This is a genomic window from Micromonospora sp. NPDC005237 (assembly GCF_040607775.1).
In the GTDB taxonomy this organism is placed as follows: domain Bacteria; phylum Actinomycetota; class Actinomycetes; order Mycobacteriales; family Micromonosporaceae; genus Micromonospora.
The window spans coordinates 369,691-389,779 of the sequence record NZ_JBEXHJ010000002.1; the positions used below are offsets into that span (position 1 = coordinate 369,691).

The 20,089-nt window shown below is 71.5% G+C and carries 22 protein-coding genes and 3 tRNA genes; 13 read left to right on the forward strand and 12 right to left on the reverse strand.

Annotation, left to right across the window (positions count from 1 at the left end):
• Positions 1-1,639 (reverse strand): carboxypeptidase-like regulatory domain-containing protein (locus ABZT87_RS06635; protein WP_355134592.1); only part of this gene is annotated, 1,639 nt, incomplete at its 3' end.
• A 283-nt stretch (positions 1,640-1,922) separates the two neighbouring features.
• Between ABZT87_RS06635 and ABZT87_RS06640 the strand changes: the two genes are divergently transcribed.
• The 5 genes from ABZT87_RS06640 (at position 1,923) to amcA (ending at position 6,604) form a co-directional block, all read left to right on the forward strand.
• Positions 1,923-2,246: a sterol carrier family protein gene (locus ABZT87_RS06640; RefSeq protein ID WP_355134594.1), complete on the forward strand. Its 324-nt coding sequence runs from the start codon at positions 1,923-1,925 to the stop codon at positions 2,244-2,246.
• 168 nt (positions 2,247-2,414) lie between these two features.
• Positions 2,415-3,953, forward strand: a complete 1,539-nt coding sequence (gene purF, locus ABZT87_RS06645) for an amidophosphoribosyltransferase (protein WP_354853477.1) — start codon at positions 2,415-2,417, stop codon at positions 3,951-3,953.
• Between the two features lie 61 nt (positions 3,954-4,014).
• Entirely contained in the window at positions 4,015-5,169 is a 1,155-nt protein-coding gene (gene purM / locus ABZT87_RS06650) for a phosphoribosylformylglycinamidine cyclo-ligase (protein WP_354853480.1), read from the forward strand.
• 126 nt (positions 5,170-5,295) lie between these two features.
• Positions 5,296-6,399, forward strand: coding sequence for a cyclophane-forming radical SAM peptide maturase AmcB (gene amcB / locus ABZT87_RS06655; protein WP_354853903.1), 1,104 nt, complete (start codon positions 5,296-5,298; stop codon positions 6,397-6,399).
• Positions 6,368-6,604, forward strand: a complete 237-nt coding sequence (gene amcA / locus ABZT87_RS06660; protein WP_354853483.1) for a multiple cyclophane-containing RiPP AmcA — start codon at positions 6,368-6,370, stop codon at positions 6,602-6,604. The genes amcB and amcA overlap by 32 nt, the downstream gene beginning before the upstream one ends.
• A gap of 143 nt (positions 6,605-6,747) precedes the next feature.
• Here the strand turns inward: amcA and ABZT87_RS06665 are convergent, their stop codons facing one another.
• Both ABZT87_RS06665 and ABZT87_RS06670 read right to left on the reverse strand, forming a co-directional pair.
• Positions 6,748-6,963, reverse strand: coding sequence for a DUF3073 domain-containing protein (locus tag ABZT87_RS06665; protein WP_007454329.1), 216 nt, complete (start codon positions 6,961-6,963; stop codon positions 6,748-6,750).
• A 307-nt stretch (positions 6,964-7,270) separates the two neighbouring features.
• Entirely contained in the window at positions 7,271-8,353 is a 1,083-nt protein-coding gene (locus ABZT87_RS06670; RefSeq protein ID WP_355134085.1) for a Glu/Leu/Phe/Val dehydrogenase, read from the reverse strand.
• A gap of 194 nt (positions 8,354-8,547) precedes the next feature.
• Here ABZT87_RS06670 and ABZT87_RS06675 point away from each other — a divergent pair, with 194 nt between their 5' ends.
• Together ABZT87_RS06675 and ABZT87_RS06680 are read left to right on the forward strand one after the other, a co-directional pair.
• On the forward strand, positions 8,548-9,387 hold the full coding sequence (locus ABZT87_RS06675; protein WP_234583169.1) for a hypothetical protein: 840 nt from the start codon (positions 8,548-8,550) through the stop codon (positions 9,385-9,387).
• 250 nt (positions 9,388-9,637) lie between these two features.
• Complete coding sequence (locus ABZT87_RS06680) at positions 9,638-9,847, forward strand: BldC family transcriptional regulator (RefSeq protein ID WP_007073996.1); 210 nt, start codon at positions 9,638-9,640, stop codon at positions 9,845-9,847.
• 66 nt (positions 9,848-9,913) lie between these two features.
• On the opposite strand, the gene ABZT87_RS06685 is transcribed toward ABZT87_RS06680, so the two are convergent.
• Entirely contained in the window at positions 9,914-10,303 is a 390-nt protein-coding gene (locus ABZT87_RS06685; RefSeq protein ID WP_234583170.1) for a PPOX class F420-dependent oxidoreductase, read from the reverse strand.
• A 54-nt stretch (positions 10,304-10,357) separates the two neighbouring features.
• On the opposite strand from ABZT87_RS06685, the gene ABZT87_RS06690 reads away from it, so the two are divergent.
• The gene (locus tag ABZT87_RS06690; RefSeq protein WP_355134087.1) at positions 10,358-11,137 is read left to right on the forward strand and encodes a methyltransferase domain-containing protein; all 780 of its coding nucleotides are present in this window, start codon (positions 10,358-10,360) and stop codon (positions 11,135-11,137) included.
• Between the two features lie 45 nt (positions 11,138-11,182).
• On the opposite strand, the gene ABZT87_RS06695 is transcribed toward ABZT87_RS06690, so the two are convergent.
• Positions 11,183-11,485 (reverse strand): hypothetical protein, encoded by a 303-nt coding sequence (locus ABZT87_RS06695; protein WP_354853497.1) that lies wholly within the window; start codon positions 11,483-11,485, stop codon positions 11,183-11,185.
• A 179-nt stretch (positions 11,486-11,664) separates the two neighbouring features.
• Here ABZT87_RS06695 and ABZT87_RS06700 point away from each other — a divergent pair, with 179 nt between their 5' ends.
• Together ABZT87_RS06700 and ABZT87_RS06705 are read left to right on the forward strand one after the other, a co-directional pair.
• Complete coding sequence (locus ABZT87_RS06700) at positions 11,665-12,522, forward strand: 3-hydroxyacyl-CoA dehydrogenase family protein (protein ID WP_354853500.1); 858 nt, start codon at positions 11,665-11,667, stop codon at positions 12,520-12,522.
• 28 nt (positions 12,523-12,550) lie between these two features.
• Positions 12,551-13,294: an enoyl-CoA hydratase/isomerase family protein gene (locus ABZT87_RS06705; protein ID WP_355134089.1), complete on the forward strand. Its 744-nt coding sequence runs from the start codon at positions 12,551-12,553 to the stop codon at positions 13,292-13,294.
• Positions 13,295-13,360: 66 nt separating this feature from the next.
• On the opposite strand, the gene ABZT87_RS06710 is transcribed toward ABZT87_RS06705, so the two are convergent.
• Positions 13,361-14,704 carry an ABC transporter substrate-binding protein gene (locus tag ABZT87_RS06710; RefSeq protein ID WP_355134091.1) on the reverse strand — a complete coding sequence of 448 codons (1,344 nt, stop codon included), beginning with the start codon at positions 14,702-14,704 and terminating at the stop codon, positions 13,361-13,363.
• Between the two features lie 155 nt (positions 14,705-14,859).
• Between ABZT87_RS06710 and ABZT87_RS06715 the strand changes: the two genes are divergently transcribed.
• On the forward strand, positions 14,860-15,249 hold the full coding sequence (locus ABZT87_RS06715; RefSeq protein ID WP_354853507.1) for a hypothetical protein: 390 nt from the start codon (positions 14,860-14,862) through the stop codon (positions 15,247-15,249).
• A 52-nt stretch (positions 15,250-15,301) separates the two neighbouring features.
• On the opposite strand, the gene ABZT87_RS06720 is transcribed toward ABZT87_RS06715, so the two are convergent.
• Positions 15,302-15,751 (reverse strand): hypothetical protein, encoded by a 450-nt coding sequence (locus ABZT87_RS06720; RefSeq protein ID WP_355134093.1) that lies wholly within the window; start codon positions 15,749-15,751, stop codon positions 15,302-15,304.
• A gap of 126 nt (positions 15,752-15,877) precedes the next feature.
• Here ABZT87_RS06720 and ABZT87_RS06725 point away from each other — a divergent pair, with 126 nt between their 5' ends.
• Positions 15,878-16,582, forward strand: coding sequence for a DUF2786 domain-containing protein (locus ABZT87_RS06725; RefSeq protein ID WP_355134095.1), 705 nt, complete (start codon positions 15,878-15,880; stop codon positions 16,580-16,582).
• Between the two features lie 4 nt (positions 16,583-16,586).
• Here ABZT87_RS06725 and ABZT87_RS06730 read toward each other — a convergent pair whose 3' ends face one another.
• Positions 16,587-17,108, reverse strand: coding sequence for an SRPBCC family protein (locus tag ABZT87_RS06730; RefSeq protein WP_354853515.1), 522 nt, complete (start codon positions 17,106-17,108; stop codon positions 16,587-16,589).
• Positions 17,109-17,271: 163 nt separating this feature from the next.
• Here ABZT87_RS06730 and ABZT87_RS06735 point away from each other — a divergent pair, with 163 nt between their 5' ends.
• On the forward strand, positions 17,272-18,462 hold the full coding sequence (locus ABZT87_RS06735) for a hypothetical protein (RefSeq protein WP_355134097.1): 1,191 nt from the start codon (positions 17,272-17,274) through the stop codon (positions 18,460-18,462).
• A 317-nt stretch (positions 18,463-18,779) separates the two neighbouring features.
• Here the strand turns inward: ABZT87_RS06735 and ABZT87_RS06740 are convergent.
• From ABZT87_RS06740 to ABZT87_RS06755, 4 genes are all read right to left on the reverse strand, one after another.
• Positions 18,780-18,853, reverse strand: a tRNA-Phe gene (locus ABZT87_RS06740).
• Positions 18,854-18,952: 99 nt separating this feature from the next.
• A tRNA-Asp gene (locus tag ABZT87_RS06745) sits at positions 18,953-19,026 on the reverse strand.
• Between the two features lie 31 nt (positions 19,027-19,057).
• A tRNA-Glu gene (locus ABZT87_RS06750) sits at positions 19,058-19,130 on the reverse strand.
• Between the two features lie 154 nt (positions 19,131-19,284).
• The gene (locus ABZT87_RS06755; protein ID WP_354853521.1) at positions 19,285-20,088 is read right to left on the reverse strand and encodes a polysaccharide deacetylase family protein; all 804 of its coding nucleotides are present in this window, start codon (positions 20,086-20,088) and stop codon (positions 19,285-19,287) included.
• Between the last annotated feature and the right edge of the window lies 1 nt (position 20,089).

Genomic DNA, 20,089 nt, shown 5'->3' on the forward strand with positions numbered 1-20,089 from the left:
GGCCGTAACCGCCCTGGTCGTACGCGCTGGTCTGCTGGCCGTAGCCGCCAGCCGGCTCCGCCGCGCGACCGCCGCCGTACGGGGCCGTCTGATCGGGCTGGCCGTAGCCCGGATCCTGCTCCGGCTGGTAGACGCCGGTGGCGTACGGGTCGGCCGGAGCCGGGTACTGGGTGCTGTCACCGGTGTAGCGGCCGGTCGGCTCGTCGAAACGCTCGCCGTAGCCCGCTCCACCGGCGGGAGCGGGCGGGTAGCCCGCTCCACCGGCCGGGGCGGTGTAGTCACGGCTGCCGTAGCCGCCGCCGGAGGAAGGCGCGCTGCCGTAGCCGCCACCCGGGGCGGCAGCGCCGCCGTAGCCCGCGCCCGAGCCGGGTGCGGCACCGTAGGGGTCCCCCGCCGGGCCGGCGCCGTAGCCGCCCTCCGGCGTTGCCGCCGTGCCGTAGCCGCCGCCCGAGGACGGCGCGTTGCCGTAGCCACCGGCGCCGTAGCCGCCCGGAGCGGGCTCGTCGCCGTAGCCGGTGCCACCCCAGCCCTGCTGGCCCGCCGCGCCGTAGGGCTGCGCTGGCGCTCCGTACGGGTCCGGCGGGACGTCGTCGACCACCGGGCGGTGCATCATCGTCGGCGCCTCGCTCAGCGCCGCGCCGCCGACCATGGTCGGGTCGGGGCCGCCACCGGCGCGGTTGACCACCCGGGTCTGGTCGTCAGTCCCGTGGAAGGCGCCCCGGGCCGCCGGCACGGCGCCAGCCGCGCCAGCGGTCGCCGGCTCGTCATCGTCGTCGCCGTTCTCGCGGCGCTTCATCCAGAGCAGCACGATCGTGCCGACGCCGGCCGCGACGAGCAGGCCGCCGAGCAGGATGATCAGGTACGACCCGAAGCCGCCGCCGTCGTCCTCGTTGGCGGCGTTCGCCGGGGCGCCCGGGCTGGCCGCCTCGGACGGCTGCTCCTCGCCATCCTCCTCGGTCGCCTCCTCGGTGGGGAGGGCCTCGGCGGTTGCGGACGGCGTGGCGCTGGGCGTCACCTCGACCTTGATCTCCAGGCTGATCCGCTGGCCGGTGATGGACTGCCCGGCACTCGCGGTGAAGTTCTTGAACGCCTTGATGTTGTCGGAGGACGCACCGAGGTCGATACGCCCGGGAGCGATCGGAGCGGAGGTGCTTCCGGTGAAGCGGAAGTTGCCGCTGCCGTCGCTCAGGGCGTCGTAGCGGTGACCGGCGCTGTCCTGCAGGACGACGAAGGCATTCGGCACCGCGGTGTTGTCGGCCTTCTTGACCACCTTGCCGGACACCGACTTCACGGTCTGCGTCTGCTGCGGCGTCGGCGGCGGTGCAGCCTTGGCCGTGAGGTTGACCGTGGTCGAACCCTGTCCGTTCCCGAGCCCAGCACTGGCCTTGACGGTGATGCGGGCAGACCCGTTCGAAGCGTCGTCCGCCAACCTGAACTTGGCCGTGTAGGTCTTGGCCTCGGTCACGTTGCCCTGCGAGCAACCCTCAATGCACTGAAGCTTGGGATTGTCGGAGCTGACAGTGACATCGGTGGGAACGACCGGGTCGTCGAAGCTGAGCGTGTAACTCACTGTCGTCTCGCCGCCCGCTTGAACGGTGCCTGGGGAGGCTGAGACGTTTGTGACCTTGGGCGCGGCCATCGCTGGTGTGGCGGGGACGGCGAGCAGAGCGCCGGCAACCAGCGCTACGACCACACCGGCCCGCTGCTTCCAGGCACGTCGGTGTGTTGACACGTCCACCGCCTTCCGGGCTGACTTCCCTTGACCGGCGGGGCGCCGGGCCGGGGATCATCACGGTACGAATACGCCGTCGGCCACTATGCCTTGTCTGACTGGATCGGCGCGACCCAGGGCCAGCGTCGAGTGCTTCACCTGTGCGTCGTATCGTCCCGTCGTGTCCTCTCCGCACAGTAAGTCCGCCGCCGTGGCGGCGGCTTTGTCGGCGCTTGACGCGGGTCGTACGCCCGAACGGCCGGTACTCCGGGAGGCGGTCCGGTCCTTGTTGGCCGTCCTCGCGGAGCGCGCCCCCGGCCGATCGGTGGAGGTGCGCGTCCCACCATACGGTGCGATCCAGTGCGTTCCCGGTCCTCGACACACCAGGGGAAACCCGCCGAACGTGGTCGAGATGTCCCCGCAGACCTGGTTGGGGCTGGCCACCGGCCGGATCGCGTGGGCCGAAGCGGTCACCGATGGTCGCGTTCAGGTGAGTGGCATCCGGGCGGACCTCTCGGCGTACCTGCCCCTCTAGCTGCGCGGATGTCCGAGTGATCGTGACTCTCGGCAGGGAAATCGTGACTATCTGTATCGACGGCGACTCGCGTACACTGTCAGGCGACGACAGTGGTCCCGGCCGAGGAGTGTGGATCCGCACCGTGATCCCCGCCAGGCCGGTCCAGACCAGCATGAGGGAGCGGTAGTGCCCCGAGGCGACGGCCGGCTGAGCCACGACCTTGACCCCCAACGACCCGGCCCCCAGGACGCCTGCGGCGTCTTCGGTGTCTGGGCCCCCGGTGAAGAGGTCGCCAACCTGACCTACTTCGGCCTCTACGCCCTGCAGCACCGTGGCCAGGAGGCCGCAGGCATCGCGGTGAGCGATGGCTCGGGCGTGGTGGTCTACAAGGATCTCGGCCTGGTGGCCCAGGTCTTCGACGAGCCCACCCTGGCCAGCCTGCGCGGCCACCTGGCGATCGGCCACGCCCGTTACTCCACGACCGGCGCCTCCAACTGGGAGAACGCCCAACCGACCATCCGGTCGACAAGTTCCGGCACGACCATCGCGCTGGCCCACAACGGCAACCTGGTCAACACCGCCGAGCTGGAGAAGGAGGTCGCCGAGCGCGGCCTGGTCGCGGACGGCTCGACCAACGACACCTCGCTGGTGACCATGCTGCTGGCCAGCCATCCGGACCTGTCCGTCGAGGCGGCCGCGCTCGAGGTGCTGCCGCAGCTGCGCGGGGCGTTCAGCTTCGTCTTCATGGACGAGTCGACGCTGTACGCGGCCCGCGACCCGCACGGCGTGCGCCCGCTGGTGCTCGGCCGGCTGGAGCGTGGCTGGGTGGTGGCGAGCGAGACCGCCGCTCTGGACATCGTCGGCGCCAGCGTGGTGCGCGAGGTCGAGCCCGGTGAGCTGATCGCGATCGACGAGGAGGGGCTGCGCTCCACCCGGTTCGCGTCGCCGGAGCCGAAGGGCTGCCTCTTCGAGTACGTCTACATCGCCCGCCCGGACGCCACCATCGCCGGGCGCAACGTGCACGCGGCGCGGGTGCAGATCGGTCGTCAGCTGGCCAAGGAGCACCCGGTGGAGGCCGATCTGGTCATCCCGGTGCCCGAGTCCGGCACGCCGGCCGCGATCGGTTACGCGGAGGCGTCCGGCATCACCTACGGCGCGGGCCTGATGAAGAACCCGTACGTGGGCCGCACCTTCATCCAGCCGTCGCAGACCCTGCGCCAGCTGGGCATCCGGCTCAAGCTCAACCCCCTGCGGCAGAACGTCCGCGGCAAGCGGCTGGTGGTCGTGGACGACTCGATCGTGCGCGGCAACACGCAGCGGGCCATCGTGCGGATGCTGCGCGAGGCGGGGGCGCTGGAGGTGCACGTCCGGATCTCCTCCCCGCCGGTCAGCTGGCCGTGCTTCTACGGCATCGACTTCGCCACTCGGGCGGAGCTGCTGGCCAACGGGTTGGACAACGACGGCATCCGGCGTTCCATCGGCGCCGACACGCTGGGTTACGTCTCGCTTCCTGGCCTGATCGCCGCGACCGAGCAGCCGAAGACCCGGCTGTGTCGGGCGTGTTTCGATGGGGAGTACCCGATCGAGCTGCCGGCCGGCAACCTGATCGGCAAGCACGTCCTCGAAGGGGTGGGCCGCCGGGTCGCCAACGCGACGCCGGAAGCCCCGGACAGCTTCGGCCCGCTCGTCGCCACTCCGGGTGGCGTGACCGCAAACCGCCCGTAGCACCAACCGGCGCGGCCCGGCCACCGCCGGCGCGGCACCGAGAACCACAAAGGGGAGAACCGTGACGCACGTGTCCGAGCGCAGCGGCGCAGGAAGCAGCCCGACCGGCGCTGGCGGCGACCACCAGCCGTGGACGGGCGGTGCTGGCCGTCAGGCCCGTAAACGCTCGGTCTCGTACGCCGACGCCGGGGTCTCCATCGACGCGGGTGACCGCGCGGTGGAGCTGCTCAAGTCGAAGGTGCGCCAGACCCGTCGCCCCGAGGTGCTGGGTGACCTCGGCGGCTTCGCCGGCCTGTTCCGGCTGGACACGAAGAAGTACAAGAGCCCGATCCTGGCGTCCTCGACCGACGGTGTGGGCACCAAGCTGGTGATCGCCCAGCAGATGGACATCCACGACACGGTCGGCATCGACCTGGTCGCGATGGTCGTCGACGACCTGGTGGCCTGTGGCGCCGAGCCGCTGTTCCTGCTCGACTACATCGCCACCGGCGAGGTCGTTCCGGACAAGGTGGCCGAGATCGGCGCGGGCATCGCCGACGGCTGCCGGTACGCGGGCTGCGCGCTGCTGGGCGGGGAGACCGCTGAGCACCCCGGTGTGCTGCGCCCGGACGAGTACGACATCTCCGCCACCGGCGTGGGCGTGGTCGAGGAAGCCGACATCCTCAGCCCCGAGCGGGTCGAGGTGGGCGACGTGGTGATCGCGATGCGCTCCTCCGGCCTGCACTCCAACGGCTACTCCCTGGTCCGGCACGTGCTGCTGGGCGCGGCCCGGATGCGTCTGGACATCGTGATCGACGACTTCGGTCGGCAGCGGACCCTGGGCGAGGAGCTGCTCACCCCGACCAAGATCTACGCCAAGGACTGCCTCAAGCTGATCGCCGAGGCCGACGTGCGGGCGCTGTCCCACATCACCGGCGGCGGCATCCCCGGCAACCTGGTCCGGGTGCTGCCGGAGCACGTCGACGCGGTGGTCAACCGGTCCACCTGGAAGCCGCAGCCGATCTTCGACCTGATCCAGTCGAAGGGCCGGATCGACGACCACGACATGGAGTCGACCTTCAACATGGGTGTCGGCATGTTCGCGATCGTCTCGGCCGAGGACGCCGACCGTGCGCTGGCCACCCTGACCGGCCGTGGGGTCGAGGCGTGGCAGGCTGGCGAGATCATCGAAGGCACCGGCAACGTGCAGATGGTCGGTCAGCACACTCGCGGATGATCACGCTCCGGTGATCGTACGGGCACCTGATCAGGGCTTCACCCGAGTGGCCAGTGCCGCCTAGCCTGAAGGGCTCAGGCTGGGCGGAGGAGGGTGATGGCTGCGGGGGAACTGTCGTTCAGCGGGATGCGCGGTCTGGCCGCGGTCCCGTCGTACGTCGTCATGCAGCCGACGACCCTCTGCAACCTCGACTGTGCGTACTGCTACCTGCCGTTTCGGGCCGCTGACCGGCGGATGTCGGTGCCGGTGGCCGAGGCGGTGGCAGCGGCGGTCAACCCCTGGGCGGCGGCCGGTCGCTTTTCCGTCGTGTGGCACGGCGGCGAGCCGCTGGCCGCCGGTCGGGAGCACCTGGCCGACCTGATCGCGCCCTTCGGGCCCGAGGTCGAGCACCACGTGCAGACGAACGCCACGCTTATCGACGACGAGTGGTGCGCGTTCTTTGCCCGGCACGAGGTGCGGGTGAGTGTGAGCGTGGACGGGCCCGCCGAACGCAATGGCGACCGGGTCAACCGTGGCGGTCAGCCGGCGTACGACCGGATCCTGCGCGGTGTGGCGGCGCTGCGCCGACACGGGCTGCCCTTCTCCGCGCTGGCCGTGGTGTCCCGGCCGGCGCCGGGGCTCGCCGCCGAGTTGTACGACTACTTCCTCGGGCTGGGCTGCGACGTGCTGGGCATCAACATCGAGGAGACCGAGGGCGTCAACACCCGCGACAACAGCCATGACGCGGCGGCGGTGACGGCGTTCTGGGCCGAGTTGGTGTCGGCCTGGCGCAAGGAGCCCCGGATCCACCTTCGCGAGGTCGAGTGGTCGCTGCGGTACGCGGCGGCGGTGCTCGACGGCGCGGCGGACGGCGTGTTGCCCCGTCGGCTGGACCCGATCCCGACCATCGGGCACGACGGCTCGGTGACCGTGCTCTCCCCGGAGCTGGCCGGGTTCACCGATCCGCACTACGGCGACTTCAGCAGCGGGAACGTGCTGGCCACTCCGTTGGCCCGGATCCTGACGGACGCGGCGTCGACGCCCTGGGTGGGCGAGTTCCTGGGGGGCGTGGAGGCGTGCCGGGCGTCCTGCCCGTACTTCGGCTTCTGCGGCGGCGGTCATGCCGCCAACCGTTACTTCGAGCTGGGGCGTTTTGACGGTACGGAGACCGAGCACTGCCGCAACAGCAAGATCCGCCTATTGGAGGGAGTGTTGGAGCATGCCCGAGACCACCAGTCACCGGCGGCCTGAGCGCGAAGCGGACGACGCCCCGGACGGAGTGACCAAGCGGGTGCGGGAGGCCGCCCCCGGGCTCGTCGCGCTGCTTCAGGAAGCCGAGGACGCGCGGCGGCTGCGGGCGGAGGTGTCGGGCGGAGACGGCGTCAGCGCGGTCTGCGCCTGGAACCACTTCGAGAACATCCCGACCTTCTACAACTGGAACAACCGCCCGCGCTGAGGCCGACCGTGATCAGGGGCCTGTCGGCCGGTCGGAGTGACCTCCGGCCAGGGCAGGCCCCTGATGATCGGCACCGGTCTCGCTCCCGATGGGCACATGCGTGAGCACGCGGGGGTCACCGCGTGCTCAGCTGCGTCGAGAGGTCAGCGGGTCGGTCGGACCCAGGGATCCGGGTCGTCGTCCGCGTGATTCTCATCATCGTCGTCGACGAACTCTTTCGAGTCGTCGTCGAAGTGGTGCTCAGACTTACCAGCACCCGCCAGTTCGCGCTGCAAGGCGGTGAGGTCGGTGTTCGGGGAGTGGTACTTCAACTCCCGGGCCACCTTCGTCTGCTTGGCCTTAGCACGGCCGCGCCCCATGGCTCGACCCCCTCGCACAGAATGCGGGGCAGCCCGAAGGCGGGCCCCGATGACGTCAGGCATCTCTCGTGGCTCTTACGGTACATGGGGATGCCATCGTTCGGCACCTCGGGTTACCGTCGGCCGGCTCTGCGCGTCGCGGCGATCCGACCGTCACCCAGTGTACCTGGTAAGGAGCGGAACGAAGAGCACCCGTGACACCGGACAAAACACGCCAAACTTGACCCGGCCTCAGCTTACCGAGTCGGACCGGCGCGGGAGGCCCGGAGGCGGATCTCGGTCGATCCGCCTCCGCCTCCGGGAGGGGTCAGCGCAGGTGGATCGTGCGCAGCCGACCGACCTCGGCCATCCGCCGCTCGGCCAACCGGTCCGCGGCGACCGCCGGCGGCACGCCCTCGGCGTCCGCCAGGTGCAGGATCTCGCGGGTGGTGTCGTAGATCCGGGTGGCCCGCAGCTTTGCCCGCTCGAAGTTGAAGCCCTCGATCTCGTCGGCCACCTGGATCACGCCGCCGGCGTTGACCACGTAGTCCGGGGTGTAGAGGATGCCCCGGTCGGCCAGCAGCTTCTCGATGCCCGGGTGCGCGAGCTGGTTGTTCGCCGCCCCGGTCACCACCTTCGCGCGCAGCGCCGGCACCGTGTCGTCGTTCAGCGCGCCGCCCAGCGCGCACGGGGCGTACACGTCGATGTCCGCAGCGACCAGCGCGGTGGCGTCGTCCACCAGGGTGACCTGCGGGTGGTTCGCGCGCACCCAGGCCAGGGCCTTCGGGTTGACGTCGGTGGCGACCACCTCCGCGCCGTCCTCCAGCAGGTGCCCGGTCAGGTACTTGCCGACCTTGCCGAGGCCCGCCACGCCGACGCGCCGGCCACGCAGGCTCGGCGTGCCCCAGACGTGCTCGGCGGCGGCCCGCATCCCCTGGAAGACACCCCACGCGGTCAGGATCGAGGAGTCGCCGGCGCCGCCGTGCTCGACGCTGCGGCCGGTCACGTACCGGGTCTCGCGGGCGATGATGTCCATGTCGGCGACGTAGGTGCCGACGTCGCAGGCGGTGTAGTAGCGGCCGGCCAGCGACTCCACGAAGCGGCCGTACGCGCGCAGCAGCGCCTCGCTCTTGATCTGCTCCGGGTCGCCCCAGATGACGGCCTTGCCGCCGCCCAGGTCCAGCCCGGCGAGAGCATTCTTGTACGCCATCCCGCGGGACAGGTCGAGCACGTCGGCGAGCGCGTCGTCCTCGCTGTCGTAGGGGTAGAAGCGGGTGCCGCCGAGCGCGGGCCCCAGCGCGGTGGAGTAGATCCCGATGATCGCCTTCAGGCCGCTCTGTTTGTCCTGGCAGAAGACGACCTGTTCGTGACCGGTCGATACCGGGTCGTCGGTGCTCGCGAATACGCCCATGACTGGCTCCTACGGTGGTGTGCGTTCCTTGTGGGACGCGGACCTGGTGGACCCCGGCGGGGATGCTGCCGGTGCGGTCGAGCCTAGTATCGGCCGCCGAGCGGCCGCCCGACGTGCCGGCGTCATCTCACGTTGCGGCGCGCGTGGTCCGGCCGCTGGGCCCGTACGGGTGCGGTTCGTGGGAGGATCGCGCGGTGCCGTCGCTCTTCGCTTCTTACCTGCGCGTGTACGAGCCGCTGACCGCCTTCGACCGGGACCGGCAGAGCTACTGGCGCCGCTACGTCTCGGAAGGGCGGGCGGTCGCCCCGGTCGAGGGCCCCGGCCGCCAGCGGACGGCGGTGATCGAGGCGCTGGGCGCGGGCTGGACCCGGCTGCCCGACCTGCCCGAGGAGGCGTACGTCCTGGAGACGGACGACGGCCTGCTGGTCTGCCCCTGGAACCTGCGCATCCGGGTCGCCGAGGCGGCGCTCAACGCCCGGGACGGGGTGCCCTCGGTGCTCGCCGACGCGTTCGTGCCGCCGGTGCTCGCCGGGCAGGCCAGGGCGGTCGTCGACGACTGGCGCAGCGGCGCCCGGGTGCTGGAGCACGGTGTGCCCCGGGTGCACGAGCAGATCGCCACCTGGGGCGTGCCGCTGCGGTGGTTCGTGCTCTTCGACCCGGCGGAACGGGACCTGGTCACCGAACCGGGCCGGCGGGCGCTGCGCTACCGGACGGAGATCTCCAAGGCTCGTCGCCGATCGTCGCGGGCGCTGTCGGTGCTGCGTAAGTCGGTGGGCGAGGCGCCGATCACCGAGGCGGTGGAGGAGGCGGCCCGCTGGCTGGAGGAGTTCCACCCGCGCTCGGTGGTGGAGCTGGACTACGGCGGCCTGGTCGCCCTGCTCTCCGACGAGACCCTCGCCGCGGACGACTCGCCGGAGCTGGTCGCCGGTGGCCTTGCCGGGCTGTCGCGCGGCGAGGCCGAGGAGGCGTCCGCCGCGTACGACAAGTTGGTGGCCCGGTGGCGTGCCGTGCAGCTGCTGGAGCGGTGCAACTAGGGCATTTCACCCCAGAAGCGCTCCCAAGGCGAGGTGCGCTCGTAGTTGACGCATCACGAACCGTGATCATGAGTCCGAATAAGGTAGTTTCTGCTGTGTAAAAGTCGTAAAAATCGGGCATGGTTCATCCGTCCGTCTAGGGACCTTCATCCGTTCGGCCCATGTCGGACATCGGGGACTAGCCGGACCATGGGAGACGCGTCGGCCGGCGGGACCCCGGCCGATGTCTATACATGTGGAGGAGTGACCGATGGCATCGCGAACGCACGAACCAGAGCCGCTACTCACACCGGCCGAGGTGGCGTCGATGTTCCGTGTCGACCCGAAGACGGTGACCCGGTGGGCGAAGGCGGGCAAGCTCAGTGCCATCCGCACCCTGGGTGGCCACCGTCGATACCGCGAGTCGGAGGTCAGGGCGCTGCTGCAGGGTCAGATCCCGCAGCAGCGGCAGGGCGACTGAGCCGGTACGAGTTTTTCCGACAAAGGGCGGTGGATCTCGATCCGCCGCCCTTTGTCGTGCCCGCCCTCAGCGCTGCCCCTCGGTCAGCGTGACCCGGATGCCGACCGTGCCGCCCTCGCCGCGGCGCAGCCGGCTGCCGAGCAGGCTGAGGCGGCCGATCAGCCGGTACTTGTGCTTGAGCAGGTCGCGCACCCGGCCCGTGTCGCGGCCACCATAGAGGGTCGCGTGGGCGGGCACCTCCGCCCCGTGCGGCCGGCCCCGGACGTCACACGGGGCCACGGTCACCTCGCCGTTGTGGCGGATCCGCTTCACCTTCCCCGAGTCGGCCCGGGTCCAGACGGCCAACGCGTCTCCGTCGCGGACCGCCCAGACCGGGGTCGGCACCGCCCGACCGTCCTTGCGGAAGGTCGTGAGCAGAAGATATTTCTCGGCCGACAGCCGGTCCAGCGTGGTCACGCCGCCAGGATACGGCCGCCGCGGGCCAATCAGTGGCCGGATAGCGTGAACCCCGTGACGGGGGAACCTCTAATCGGTGACGTGGTCGGCGAACTGCTGCGGGACGCGCTCGCCGTGGCCACCGGGGTCGGGCCCCGGCCCATGGTCGGCGGGCGGCTGCCCCGGCCGGTCATCGAGATCATCGAACGGGACGACGGGCTGATCAACGGCGCTCCGGCCGCGCACTACCTCGACGGGCCAGCCGACTGGCAGCCGTACGACCACCGGGCCGTCGACCGGGCCCGGGGCGAGACGCTGGACGTCGGCACCGGGGCCGGCCGGATCGCGCTGCTGCTCCAGGAGCGTGGCGTGCCGGTCGCCGGGCTGGACACGTCGGCGGGCGCGCTCGCGGTCAGCGGGCGTCGCGGCGTACGGCGGCTGGTGCACGGCACGGTGGACACGCACGTCGCCGACGGGCAGCGGTACGACACGTTCCTGCTGCTCGGCAACAACCTCGGGCTGTTCGAGGGGCGGGAGCGGGCGCCAGTGTTCCTGGCCGCGCTCGCCGCGCTGGCCCGACCGGGGGCGCAGATCATCGCGCACGGCACCAACCCGTACGGCACCCGCGACCCGCTGCACACCGGCTATCACGAGCGCAACCGCCGCCGGGGCCGGCTCGGTGGCCAGCTGCGACTACGGCTGCGCTACCGGGAACTGGGCACCGAGTGGTTCGACTATCTGGTCTGCTCGCCGGACGAGTTCGCCGAGCTGGTGCACGGCAGCGACTGGCAGCTGACCGATGTGGACGACCGCGACGCCCCCTACTACCTGGCCACCCTGCGCCTCGCCGGCTGACCGGAAAGGGGGACCCTCGTCGGAGGGCCCCCCTTTTTCGGCAGATCAGACCTGGACGGTCGGGGGCAGCTGCTCGGGCGGGAGGCCGCCATCGCCGTCGACCACCTCGTCGGGGGTGCCGTCCTCGTCGATGTCGACCATGGTGATGTCCACCTTGCCGTCACCGTCGGTGTCGAACTGGAACAGGTCGGCCTTGCCGTCGCCGTCGGTGTCCACCACCCACACGTCGGTCTTGCCGTCGTTGTTGGTGTCGGCGCGCAGCAGGTCGACCCGCTCGTCGCCCCGGGTCTCCACGGTCTCGGAGTTGGTGCTCTCCCCGGTGGTGACGCTCTCCGGTGCCTGGCTCATCTCGATGCGGTCCTTCCCTTTGGGTTGACAGGCCGTACGTACCCGATCGCGCGCTCCCCCAAGCCTGGGCGGGTTCGTCGTGCTGTTTAGGGTCGCACCATGAGCGAGCGGAGCGGGCCGAGCACCCGGGCCGGCGTGGCGGGGACCCCGCGCGCCACCGGGGCGGACAGGGAGGCGTGATGAACGATCGTTTCGTGGTCGTCGGTGCGGGCACGATGGGGCTCGGCATCGCGTACGTGGCGGCCGGAGCCGGGCACGCCGTCGAGCTGGTCGAGGTGGACCCGGCCCGGGGCGCGACCGCGCTGACCCGGCTCGCCGACCTGTGGGAGCGGGCGGTGCAGCGCGGCAAGCTGACCGCCGACGAGGCCGCCGCGAACCGGGAGCGAGTGACGCTGCGCCCGAGCCTCGCCGAGGTCGCCCCCGCTCCCGGGGTGCTCGTGGAGGCGGTGCCGGAGCGGCTCGACCTCAAGCGGACGGTGCTGCGGGACGCCGCCGCCCTGAGCCCGGCCCTGCTCGCGAGCAACACGTCGAGCATCGCCATCGGCGAGTTGGCCGCGGGCCTGGACGCGCCCGAGCGCTTCCTCGGCCTGCACTTCTTCAACCCGGTCTGGGCGATGGCGCTGCTGGAGATCGTGGTCGGCCCGGCTACCGCCGAGGAGACCACCGCGGCGGCCGTCGCGCTCGCCGGCCGGCTCGGCAAGGACCCCGTCGTCGTACGCGACCTGCCCGGCTTCGCCACCTCCCGGCTCGGGGTCACCCTGGGGCTGGAGGCGATCCGGATGGTCGCCGACGGGGTGGCCAGCCCGGCCGACATCGACAAGGCGATGGTGCTGGGCTACCGACACCCGATCGGGCCGTTGGAACTCACCGACCTGGTCGGCCTGGACGTGCGGCTGGACATCGCCCGCACCCTCCAGGCCGCGTACGGGGACCGCTTCGCGCCGCCGGAGCTGCTGGTGGAGATGGTGGCCGCCGGCCGGCTGGGCAAGAAGTCCGGGCACGGCTTCTACCACTGGGACGGCGGGGTCAAGCGGTGAGCGCGGTGGTGAACGGAGGGTGGGCACGGTGAGCGGTCTGCGGATCGAGGAGCGGCCGGATCGGCTCGTGGTGACGCTGGCCCGGCCGGAGAAGCGCAACGCCATCGACGCCGACCTGATCGCCGAGCTGCACCAGGTCTGCGCCGAGCTGGAGGCGCACCCCCGACTGCTGCTGTTGACTGGTGGCGCGGAGGGCGTCTTCGCCGGCGGCGCCGACATCGGTCAGCTCCGCGAACGAGGCCGCACGGACGCGCTGGCCGCGATCAACTCGGCGGCCTTCGCCCGGATCAGGGCGCTGCCGATGCCGAGCGTGGCCGCCGTCGACGGCCCGGCGTTGGGCGGTGGCGCGGAGCTGGCGTACGCCTGCGATCTGCGGGTGTGCACGGCGCGGGCGGTCTTCGGCCAGCCGGAGGTGCGGTTGGGCATTCTGGCCGGCGCGGGCGCGACCCACCGGCTGCCCGCCCTCATCGGCGAGGGCCGGGCCAAGGAACTGCTGTTCACCGGCCGGCGGGTGGACGCCGCCGAGGCGCTGCGCATCGGTCTGGTGAACCGGGTGGTGGACGAGCCCGGCGACCTGCTGACGGTGGCGCACGGGCTGCTCGACGAGATGGCGCAGGGCTCCCCGCTGGCGTTGCGCCTCACCAAGCTGGCGGTGGACGCGCCCGCCGCCGCACATCCGCAGCTCGACCTGGTCAGCCAGGCGGTGCTCTTCGAGGACGAGGAGAAGCACCGCCGCATGACCGAGTTCCTGGAGCGCCGCCGAGCCCGCTGAGGCGGAAACGAAGGACGGCCGCACCGGCTCCGAAGCCGGTGCGGCCGTCGCGGTCCGCGGTGGTGCTCAGTGCCGGATCTGCACCCCGGTGTCGGCGAGGGCCCGGATCACCTGGGCCGACTCACCGAAGCCGATGATGAGGACGGCGTCCGCGCCGAATTCCTTGATCTCCTTCGCGCCACCGGTGAAGTCCACCGGCGCCGCCGAGGCGTCGGCCGGCGGGTCGTACGTGAGCAGCTTGAGTCGGTCGCCGGCGATGCCGGCCTTCTCCAGCTCGTCACGGACGGTGGCCTGGAGGCCCTCACCGTAGGAATCCTTGCGGGCGACGATGACGATCTTCTGCGACCCGTCGCGGAGGATCACGTCGGCCAGCGCCCGACCCTGCAGGCTGTCCGGCGGGGCGGTGCGGAAGTAGAGGCCCTTGTCCTCGACGTCGGTCAGGCTGGAGTCGGTGTTGGACGGCGAGAAGAGAATCTTGCCGGCCCGGACGACGTCCGGCAGCACCTCTCGGGAGATGCCCGAGGCACCGGCGCCGATGATGATGCTGACCCCGTCGGCCACATGCTTGGCGACGGTCGCCTTGGCCACCGTCGTGCTGGTGCCGTCGTCGCCGTCCTTCCACGTCACCGGCTTGCCCAGCGCGCCGCCCGCGGCGTTGATCTCCCGGATCGCCAGCGCCGCGCCGGCCGCCATCGGCGGGTAGGCGATCGCCAGGTCGCCGGTCTTCGGCAGCAGGCCCCCCACGATCAGCGGCTGCTGGTCGTCGGCGTCACCGGGGCGCGCCTTCTTCGCCTTCGGCGGGGTCTTGGTGCTCGCCGCCGACTCGGCGCCCGCGCCGACGAACTCGGTCTTGCCGTCGTTGATCTGCTGGCCGTCGAAGGTCAGCGTGGCGTAGCTCGCGGTGGCCGGCTCACCCTTGTCGGTGAAGCCCGCGCGGGTCAGCGAGACGCTGCGGTACTCGATGTCCTGCCCGGCCCGGGCCAGCGTGAGACAACTGGCCGGGTCCTCGCAGCGCTGACCGTTGTTGGTCACGCCGACGATCTGCTTGGCGATGGCGGCCGGGTCGGTGCTGCCGGCCAGTTGGGCGGCGAGCACACCGATCACGACAGCGTCGTACGTCTCGGCGGCGTAGAGGTAGTCCGTCAGCGCCGGATTGACGGACCGTAGCCGACTCTTGAAGTCGTCGGGCAGCGGGGTGAGCGGCGTGGTCCCCTTCATCCCGTCGACGAGATCGGCGCGATCCTTCAACTCCGCTGGGTAGGAGTTGAGCATGTTGCCGTCCGTGCCGTAGAGGCGCACCTGTTGGGCGCTTCCCTCCTCGGCCTTGTCATCCCCGCAAGCGCTTGTGGCGAGCAGGATCGTCGCGCAGGCGGCCAGTGTGGCTACCCGCGAGCGGCGTGATACGAGCATGGTCGTCCTTCCTCCGGCGAAGGTCCGCTGCGCACATTAGCGTGCCCGGGCCGGCGGCGGGACCGTGGAGGTGGCGAAATGCGCAGGTCGCTCGCGTCGAACACGCAGAGTGACGGAAATGGCGGGCCTTGACCCTCCGTCCTACTGTGCGCTGGGTGACGGACCTACCACAGCAGACGTTCGACGACGCGACCGCCGTGCTCCGCTCGGCGCTGGCCGGCGATGGGGAAGCGGTGACAGGTGCGTTCGACGCCGTCGTCGACCGGGCCGGCCTGCCCGGCGCGTACGGGGTCGCCTGGTGCCTGGCGGCGACGATGGTCGGTGACGCTGCGCCGAGCACCGGATGCGCGCTGGACTTCCCGGGCATCGAGCAGGCGGACTACGACACCCGCTGGGTGGCCCGGTTCGTGAGCGCGTACGCCAACCGGGACGTGCCGACCGGGGAGGCCCTGTTCGGTGCGGCCGCGGCCGACGGGCTGCTCTCCGACTGTCTGCTCACGCTCGCCGGCTCGACGGTCGCCACCCTGCGCAGCCGCGCCGGCTGACCACGCCTCCCGGGGCGCGGCTCCCGTCGGGTGCCGCGCCCGCACGGGCCGCTCAGAAGGCGTGGTACGCGACCAGTGGCTCGTACTCGTAGCGGACGTTCTCGAAGCGGACCCGGAAGTTGACCCCGTCCCGGACGTCGGTCGCCACGGTGACCCAGCCGGAGTTGGCCGGCAGGTAGGTCCAGTAGTTGCAGTTGCCGGTCTTGTCGATGAAGATCACGCAGGCGTCGGTGCCGTACGCGCTGGCGTTGCGCACGTTGATGTCGCGGCACCGGGTTGTGGTGCGGTACGGGCCGGCCTGGCCGCCGTAGCCGCCGGTCTGGAAGAACGAGCGAACCGCCCCGCCGTAACAGGTGGCGAGCGGGGCGAAGAGGTTCGGCCCCGAGGTGACGTCGGCGGGGGCGGCCGGTGCGGCGGCCTGAGCGGCCTGGGCGGGTGCGCCGGTAGCGAGCAGGGCGGCGGCCGTGGCGACGGCGAGCAGGCGGGCGGTCGGGGATGACATGCGTGCCTCCGGAAACAGTTAATTGACCGTCCGTATTGGATGGTCGAGCTGATCGTGACGATGATACTGATCGATCAATGCGATCGTGGTCCCAGATCGTCCGCCGTGTGTGATAGCTCTGGGGGCATGTCCGAGGCCATGCTCAGCAAGGTGCGCAAGCTGCTCGCCCAGGCCGAGGACCCGGCCTGCACACCCGCCGAGTCGGCGGCCTTCACCGCCAAGGCGACCGAGTTGATCGCCCGCTACGGCGTCGACAGGGCGTTGCTCGCCGTCCGGGACCCGACCACCGACCCGGTCGGCGACCGGGTGCTCGACATCGTCGCCCCGTACGCCCGGGACAAGGTGGGCCTGCTCGCCGCGGTCGCGGAGCCGCTGCGCTGCCGCTGCGTCCGTCGCCGGCATGGCAACGGGTTCGCGGTGCACCTGTTCGGCTTCGCCAGCGACCTGGAACGGGTGGACCTGCTCTTCACCTCACTGCTCGTGCAGGCCGCACACGGCCTGGCCGCCACGGCGGTGCCCGCGGACGACCATCCGGCCGCCTTCCGGCGGTCCTGGCTCGCCGGCTTCGCGGAGGTGATCGGGGGCCGGCTCTGGGCGGCCGAGACGGCAGCGGCCGGCGAGTCGGGTGGCCCGTCGGTGGCGCTGGTGCTGGCCGACCGCTCCGACCGGGTGCAACGGCGGCTCACCGAGGAGTACCCGCGACTGCGGACCGCACCGGCACGCCGGCTCGGCGGCACGGGCTTCGGCTCCGGGGCGGAGGCCGGAAACCGCGCACACCTGGGCGGCCGGGACCTGGACAGCAGCCGGGCTGGTCGACAACTCGACCGCTGACTGCTCAGGCGGCTTGTTGGCCGCGTGACACGGTGGCGAGGTAGCGGGTGAGCAACTCGTGCCAGCCCGCCGTCAACGCCTTGCGGTACCCCTCGGCCGCTTCGCCGTGCCGGTCGAAGTGTCGGTGCTCCAGCTCGACCCGGGTCCGTTCCGGACCGTCGGGGAGGAACAGCACCTCGACCTCGCTCGCCTTCGCCGGGTCCGGCACCGGCACCCGGTCCGGACCGAGCTGCCAGGCGAAGACCAGCCGCCGGGGCGGATCCCAGGTGAGCACCCGTCCCCAGTCGGCGCGGAAGCCGTACGGGCCGATCTCGTAGAGCATGCCGCCGGCCCGTGGCTCCATGCCCAGCTCGGCGAGGGCCTCCGGACCGGACCACGTGTACTCGGTGACCCACCAGTCGGTCAGCTCATCGGTGAAGACCGCGAACGCCCGCTCTGCGGAACCCGGGACGAGGAGGCTGCACCGTAAGGAGAACCGCTCCAGGTCCTGCCGGATGTCGGCCGGATCAGTCATCCCCTGTCCCATAGGCCCGGACCATACCGGCTGATGCCTCGGTGTGCAGCTTCGCGCGGTGCCCGGTTCCAGACAGTGGGTTGCCGAGCCGTCACGCACGGGATGCCCCGCCGGAAAGCGGGTAACCGCGCCGAACGGCTCGGACGACCGGGGCGGCGTACGGGAGCGGGAGAGCATGAGCGAGAACGCGCAGCAGCGGAATCCGGACCGGGACGTCGACGCCGGGGACCCGGACGTCCTGCTCGACATCCCGAATGTGTCGGTCGACTCGATCCGGCTGGTCGTGGACGGGCTGGACGCCGACATCTCGCTGCGCGCCCGGTTGGCCAACCTGCTCCAGCTCGACGCCGGCGTACGGGTGCACCTGAACGGCGTCGAGCTGGACATCGACGGGGTGCACGCCGAGGCGCAGCTACGGGTACGCCTGGAGCAGCTGGTGACACTCCTGGGCCGGGCACTCGACACGATCGACAACAACCCGCAGGTCATCGAATCCCTGGCCCGGGCGGGCAGCGGCGCGCTCGACGACGTCAACCGCAGCACCCAGCAGTTGGCCGCCGGCGCCGCCGAGGTCACCGCCCTGGCACAGCACTCCGGCGTACGCGACGAGCTGGCCCGACAGGCGGGTGTGCCCGGCGCGCTCGGCGACCAGACGCGAGCACGACCCGCCCGCCCGGCGGAGCCTCACCCAACGGAGTCCCGGCCGGCGGAGTCGCGAGCGGCGGAGTCCCGGCCGGCGGAAGCTCAGCGAGCGGAGTCGCGCCCGGCGGAAGGTCAGCGGCCGGAGTCTCGGTTGCAGGGCCGGTGGCCGGTGGACCGGGCCTCCACGCAGGCGCACCCGACCTCCGCGGGGCAGGGGTTTGAGGGGCAGCGGCCGCCCGAGGGCCAGGACCGGCAGCAACCGGGGGGTGGTCCGGGGGGAGACCGACCCGCTCCGGCTGCATCGTCGACCGGGAAGCCCGCCGGTCAGCCGGGTGGCTCGCCAACCCCCGGTCCTGGTGAGTCGCGGGCCTCCGGCGGCGGGAATCAGGGCGGCCAGGGTGGCGGTGGTGGCAAACCCGCCGGGCAAGCCTCTGGCGGCCAGGGTGGTGGTGGTCAGGGTGGTGGTGGTCAGGGTGGCGGGGGTCAGGGTGGTGGTGGTCAGGGTGGTGGTGGTCAGGGTGGCGGCGGTCAGGGCGGCGGGCAGGCCGGTGGTGGTGGCCAGGGTGGCGGTGGTGTTTCGAGTCAGGCGCATGCCGCAGCTCAGAGCGCGGCGCAACTCGCCGAGCAGGCGGGAGAGACCCTGCGGCAGGCCGGGCGCAGTGTGTGGGAGGCGATCCAGGGCGGGATGGCCGAGCACCGTCAACAGGGCCGCCGCGATCAGTGACAACCGCCCAGCGCGGCCGACACGGCTGATCGACTCGGGTTCGGCGATATCGCGGTATCCCGGTCGCTGCGATACCCCGATATCGCCGAACCCGAGTCGATCAAGGGGCAGGCCGGGCGATCACGGGGGCAGGCGGGGCGATCACGGGCCAGGCCGGGCGATCACAGGCCGGGCGGGGGCGATCACGGGCCAGGCCGGGCGATCACGGGGCCAGGCGGGGCGATCACGGGGAAAGGCCGGGCGGGCTGCGGCGGAAAAGCAGAACGCCGACCGCGTTTCCGCTGGTCGGCGCTCCTGTAGCCCGGCGAAAGGCTATGTGGCCAGGGGCGGGGTCGAACCGCCGACCTTCCGATTTTCAGTCGGACGCTCGTACCAACTGAGCTACCTGGCCGTGTTGCTCGGCTCATGCTACCCGCCAACCGGATGAACCGCTGGCAGGGTCACCTGCTCCGATACGCAGAACGCCGCGCGAGGCGCGGCGTCAGCGCTGCGGTCCTGACGGGACTTGAACCCGCGACCTCCGCCTTGACAGGGCGGCGAGCACTCCAACTGCTCCACAGGACCTAGCTTGTGTTGCTCCGGCTTGCGCCGGTCGTGCCCCCAACGGGATTCGAACCCGTGCTACCGCCTTGAAAGGGCGGCGTCCTGGGCCGCTAGACGATGAGGGCGGCCCCGCCATCATTGCACATTCGCAACTTCAAGCGGACTTGCTCCCATCCGGCCCCGCCGGAGGCTTGGAAAGCATACGTGATGCCTGGCTGGTCGACAAAACCGGTATCGGTGGAGCCGTCGCGCACCGCATAACCGCAGGTCAGAGCCAATCTAGCGGAGGCGGGTGATGCCGAAGCGGTGCTTCAGGTCGGCGATCAGGTGCGGGCAGGCGGCGAGCGTCGCGGCCCGGTTTCCGCCCCCGTCGTGCAGCAGCACGATGGAACCGGGACGTGCCGCGTTGTGGACCCGCTTGGCGATCGTGGCGGCGGTCGGTTTGTCCCAGTCCTGCGGGTCGACGGCCCAGTGCAGCGGGCGCATGCCGAGCTCTTTCGCCACGGCCAGAACCTCCGGTGTCCACCGACCACCGGGTTGCCGGTAGAAGGACACCGGTGTGCCCGGGGAGGCTGCCTGGATGGCCTTGTTGGTGCGGACCAGGTCGGCCCTGATCTCTGCCACCGGTCGGCGGGCGAGGTCGAGGTCGTGCCGCCAACTGTGGTTGCAGAGCTGATGCCCCTCCCGGACGATCCGCCGGATCAGCTCCGGGTGCCGCTGGGCTTCGAGGCCGACGACGCAGAAGGTGGCCGTCACGTGGGCCGACCGCAGTTGGTCGAGCACCTTCGGGGTCCAGGCCGGGCTGGGCCCGTCGTCGAAGGTCAACGCCACGGGGCGTACGCCGGTGGTGCGCCGCAGCCCGGCCGGGAGCTTCGCCGGCAGCGGTCGCAGGGGCGGCTTCGGTGGCTTGGTGTGGGTGGGGCTCGGCGACGGGGTGGGCGTCGGTGTGGGCGGGGCGGTCGGGGTGGTCGACTCGACGGGCTGTGACCCGCCAGCGGCGTGGACGGTGCTGTCTGGCTGAGCGCAACCGGACAAGACCAGCACCACGGCGAGGACGGACGCCAGGGCGGCGCGGGCTTGCATC

Bases quoted from the DNA above. Each gene is read 5' to 3' on its own strand.
- ABZT87_RS06710 (WP_355134091.1), bottom strand. From the start codon at position 14,704: ATGCTCGTATCACGCCGCTCGCGGGTAGCCACACTGGCCGCCTGCGCG.
- amcA (WP_354853483.1), top strand. From the start codon at position 6,368: ATGCCCGAGACCACCAGTCACCGGCGGCCTGAGCGCGAAGCGGACGAC.
- ABZT87_RS06670 (WP_355134085.1), bottom strand. From the start codon at position 8,353: ATGGGCGTATTCGCGAGCACCGACGACCCGGTATCGACCGGTCACGAA.
- ABZT87_RS06730 (WP_354853515.1), bottom strand. From the start codon at position 17,108: ATGGGACAGGGGATGACTGATCCGGCCGACATCCGGCAGGACCTGGAG.
- amcB (WP_354853903.1), top strand. From the start codon at position 5,296: ATGCGCGGTCTGGCCGCGGTCCCGTCGTACGTCGTCATGCAGCCGACG.
- ABZT87_RS06725 (WP_355134095.1), top strand. From the start codon at position 15,878: ATGTCCGAGGCCATGCTCAGCAAGGTGCGCAAGCTGCTCGCCCAGGCC.
- ABZT87_RS06695 (WP_354853497.1), bottom strand. From the start codon at position 11,485: ATGAGCCAGGCACCGGAGAGCGTCACCACCGGGGAGAGCACCAACTCC.
- ABZT87_RS06720 (WP_355134093.1), bottom strand. From the start codon at position 15,751: ATGTCATCCCCGACCGCCCGCCTGCTCGCCGTCGCCACGGCCGCCGCC.
- ABZT87_RS06665 (WP_007454329.1), bottom strand. From the start codon at position 6,963: ATGGGGCGCGGCCGTGCTAAGGCCAAGCAGACGAAGGTGGCCCGGGAG.
- ABZT87_RS06735 (WP_355134097.1), top strand. From the start codon at position 17,272: ATGAGCGAGAACGCGCAGCAGCGGAATCCGGACCGGGACGTCGACGCC.
- ABZT87_RS06700 (WP_354853500.1), top strand. From the start codon at position 11,665: ATGAACGATCGTTTCGTGGTCGTCGGTGCGGGCACGATGGGGCTCGGC.
- ABZT87_RS06680 (WP_007073996.1), top strand. From the start codon at position 9,638: ATGGCATCGCGAACGCACGAACCAGAGCCGCTACTCACACCGGCCGAG.
- ABZT87_RS06755 (WP_354853521.1), bottom strand. From the start codon at position 20,088: ATGCAAGCCCGCGCCGCCCTGGCGTCCGTCCTCGCCGTGGTGCTGGTC.